The organism is Salinicola salarius, from assembly GCF_002179555.1.
GTDB lineage: Bacteria > Pseudomonadota > Gammaproteobacteria > Pseudomonadales > Halomonadaceae > Salinicola > Salinicola salarius_A.
Genome location: NZ_NHOU01000077.1, coordinates 1 through 3,380 on the forward strand (window position 1 = coordinate 1; position 3,380 = coordinate 3,380).

At 56.9% G+C, this 3,380-nt stretch carries 3 protein-coding genes; 1 reads left to right on the top strand and 2 read right to left on the bottom strand.

The window, feature by feature from the left end:
* Positions 1 to 186: 186 nt before the first annotated feature.
* Entirely contained in the window at positions 187 to 1,383 is a 1,197-nt protein-coding gene (gene lhgO, locus CCD76_RS18945; RefSeq protein ID WP_087721049.1) for an L-2-hydroxyglutarate oxidase, read from the bottom strand.
* Positions 1,384 to 1,510: 127 nt separating this feature from the next.
* A complete protein-coding gene (gene glaH / locus CCD76_RS18950) occupies positions 1,511 to 2,473 on the bottom strand; it encodes a glutarate dioxygenase GlaH (RefSeq protein WP_087721050.1) in 963 nt (320 codons plus the stop codon).
* Positions 2,474 to 2,648: 175 nt separating this feature from the next.
* On the opposite strand from glaH, the gene csiR reads away from it, so the two are divergent.
* Positions 2,649 to 3,338: a DNA-binding transcriptional regulator CsiR gene (gene csiR, locus CCD76_RS18955; protein WP_087721051.1), complete on the top strand. Its 690-nt coding sequence runs from the start codon at positions 2,649 to 2,651 to the stop codon at positions 3,336 to 3,338.
* Positions 3,339 to 3,380: the final 42 nt, after the last annotated feature.

Consider the following 3,380-nt stretch of genomic DNA (forward strand, 5'->3'; position numbering starts at 1 on the left):
GCGCCTGGTCCGAATTTCGGGGACCACTTCATTCCGGCATCTGTTGTAGGTGATAATCCCAAGAGTGTCATTACTGCCGCTGTGGCGCTAAGCAAAGCTGCACGGCGCTGACAATAGAAACTAACTCATCACTATTTCTACATTTTTATCCATTGGCATCAATTATACCAACTGGGTATATATTTTTTAGCCGCCAATTTGAGTTTTTATCTGCTCTACGATGCGAGCGCCGATGGGAATCGCCGAGGTTGCCGCCGGTGACGGCGCATTGCACACGTTGACGGTACGCCGGGTGTTGACGAACAGGAAGTCGTCGACCAGCTTGCCGTCGTTGGACACCGCCTGGGCGCGCACACCGGCCGGGTAGGGCGTCAGATCGCTCTCGGTGAGGCGGGGGCAATATTTGCGCACCTCCTCCAGATAGCCCTTCTTGTACAGTGAGTTCTTCAGCTCGATCAGCCCGGGACGCAGGTTGGCCCGGAGCACCTTGCGGATGCCCGGATTGGTCAGCATCGCCAGGCTGTCGGCCAGCGACACGTCGCTTTTCCTGTAGCCCTCACGCTTCCAGGCCAGCACCGCATTGGGGCCGACCGTGACGGTGCCGTCGATCATGCGCGTCAGATGCACGCCGAGAAACGGCATCGACGGGTCGGGAATGGGGTAGATCAGGTGATTGACGATGCGATTATGTTCCGGCGGCAGCAGGTAATACTCGCCGCGGAATGGGCAGATAGTGAAGTCCGGCTCGATACCCAGCATACGCACCACCCGGTCGGCCATCAGCCCCGAGCAGGACACCAGATGGCGTGTCGTGAACTCGCCCTGACCGGTCTTCACGGCTACTTCGTCGCTGCGCTCCTCCAGGCCGGTCACCGGCGTGGAGTAACGGATCTCGCCGCCGGCGGCCTCGAACTCGCGACCCATGGCGGCGGCGACCTCGGCGTAGCTGACGATGCCGCTGGAAGGCACGAAGATACCCCCCAGCCCGGTGATGTTGGGCTCGCGCTCGCGCAGCTCGTCGGCGTTCAGCCAGTAACGCTCCAGACCGTTGGCCTCGGTACGCTCCCACAGCGCCTGCATGCGCTGCATCTCGAGCTCGTTGGTGGCCACCAGCAGCTTGCCGCACTCATCATAGGCGATGCCGTGCTCATCGCAGAAGGCCTTGGTGGCGCGGTTGCCTTCCAGGCAGAAGCGCGCCTTCAAGCTGCCCGGGGTGTAGTAGACCCCGGCATGGATCACGCCGCTGTTGTGGCCGGTCTGGTGCCGGGCCGGGCCGTCCTCCTTCTCGACGAGGAGCATCCTGCGATCGGGATAGGCCCGGATGAGCTGCATGGCGGTGGACATGCCGAGGATGCCCCCGCCGATAATGATGAAGTCGTACACCGAGCCCTCTCACTTCTAATTTGTTGAATCGCCGCATCTATGTAGTAAATGACCGGTAGGCGAGGCTTACCGGCCATTCACCGTTTGGAGGGATATGAAGTCCGTGAGGCGCCTTTAGCTTGGATTCTTAGGTGTGCTTGGGATTGGCCAATGTCTGCTTATGAGTGAAGTAACCACGTTGACGCATCAGCTCTCGGCGCAGGTCAGGGTGCGGGGTGAAGCGATCCCGGCCATGCAACCAAAAGTGATTATTAATGAGCAGGAAGCTCCCCACTGGTACCGGTACTGAGAGGCGTGCCTCGCTGCTCTCTAGGGATTCCGACATATCGGTCAGCCAGTTGCCCTCCTCGAAGTTACATGGCTGCACAAACTGATCAATGTAGGACATCACCGGCCGCCCCTCGACGTCGACATCGAAGACCGGATGATAGACGTCGTGACCAACATTCTTGCTCGGCGGCGAGGCCCAGCGCATCTCGCGGCGAGCCATGGGGTGACGGTAAAAGCGATCCAGCTCCCTCCAATCGTCTAGATGTAGCAGTAGCGAGTTGCCACCCTCCATGTTCTGCTCATCAACCTTCATCATCAGCACATAGTCGGTGTCCTGCTCGACAAAGGTACCGTCATTGTGCAGCTCCATGATGCGGTGCGGCTGGCGCAGGTAGCTATCTGAGCTGTCAACGTTTTTAACCACGAAACGCGCGTAGTATTGGCCGCTCATGGCATCGAAATTGGAGCGGCCGAAGCAGTGCGCCACTGCAGTGGCGAACTTGACCATATCGTCAGCCTGCTCAACCCGATCGAGTCCCTCCGGAGTCACCAACAGACCACCCGTGTCTCGATCGACCAACGTATCAATCAGCAGCGGCTGTAGTGTATTACCACATATATCATCCAGAAGCTTGGCCACGCGGAAGCGCAGCATTGACTTATACTCCAATGCTTGAATTGGCCATTCTCCCACGGCTTCGAGGAAAGCCCTGACGATCTTTTCCTCGAAGGTCAGCGTCAGCAGGCGCGGGGACTGTGGCGAGGGAGCAAGGGTGAAGCCATACGTGGCAGTTTCGGTGATCTGGGTCAGAGCGGTCATTGCTAACCTCCTGGGAATCTCGAGAGTAGTTTCGAAGCCTACGCCAATAAAAATATCTACATTTATCAAATTGGTCAAAATTTTTTTACCCTAGCGCCAAAGTATGATTATTTCGTTCTTTTCTGCCACTTAGAAATTCCGTTATGATTGGTTGATATCCTTATGGAATCATGACATGACCAGCGTCAGCCCACGACCCAATCTCGCCATCGGTGCTTATCAGCAGTTGAAGCGCGATATTATCCGTGGCGTCTATGCACCTGGCGAAAAGCTGCAGATGAGCCGCTTGAAATTACGCTACGGCCTCGGCGTCGGTCCCATGCGTGAAGCGCTATCTCAGTTGGTCAGCGAGCGGCTGGTCACGGCGATAAGTCAACGCGGCTATCGTGTCGCCGGGATGTCGACTCAAGAGCTTGAGGACATCTACGATGCTCGTGCCCATCTAGAGGGGCTGGTGCTGGAGCTAGCCATCGCCCGAGGAGACGACAACTGGGAAGCGGAAATACTCGCCAAAGCCCATACGCTGGCCAAGGTGATGGAGATCAATAGCGCCGATGAAATGCTTGATATCTGGGATGCGCGCCACAAGGCATTCCATAGCGCTGTTACTGCAGGTTGCCGTTCTCCACATCTCCTGCAAGCACGTGAAGCGCTGTTCGATCAGGCCGAGCGCTATCGCCACCTATGGCTATGCCAGACAGTATTCTCAGAGGAAGCTCTAGAAACTAAACGTCGAGAGCATGCTTCGCTCATCGATGTGATTCTGGCCCGTGACGCTTCGCGAGCCCGTGAGATGATGCACGAGCATTTAATGACACCGGTACCGGTAATAAAGCAGGTATTAAAGGACCGCGGCTTGGTGTGAAAACTACTTAGTACTACAGCCGTAATTGCTGTGAAGCTTCGG